We start from the raw sequence: 274 nt of genomic DNA on the forward strand, positions 1-274 counted from the left end.
TCTTCCGATTGAACGGAAGATGGAATCAAATCGGGAGCTGCCTTTGACCGCCGCTCAGTCGCAGATGCTCGATCAGTTAATTGCAGATCATCGACTGTACAGTGAAAAGCGGCAGACGACCGACCCCACCGGGGTTGGCGCGCCAGGTCATGTCATGAGCATTGTGACACCGTTTGGTCGCACAACCGTATCGTGGTACGGGCGACTGGAGGGCGTCAGCGGGAAAGTTGCAGATATCGTTCTTGGTAACGGTTGAACGGCTGCTTTCCACCAA

The 274-nt window shown here is 55.1% G+C and carries 1 protein-coding gene; it reads left to right on the forward strand.

Going from position 1 to position 274, the window contains the following annotated elements:
• A partial coding sequence (locus IFT54_RS20215; protein ID WP_206758154.1) for a hypothetical protein occupies positions 1–256 on the forward strand: 256 nt, incomplete at its 5' end.
• Between the last annotated feature and the right edge of the window lie 18 nt (positions 257–274).

The sequence above is a fragment of the Sphingomonas sp. CFBP 13714 genome (genome assembly GCF_014842205.1).
Lineage (GTDB): Bacteria > Pseudomonadota > Alphaproteobacteria > Sphingomonadales > Sphingomonadaceae > Sphingomonas > Sphingomonas aerolata.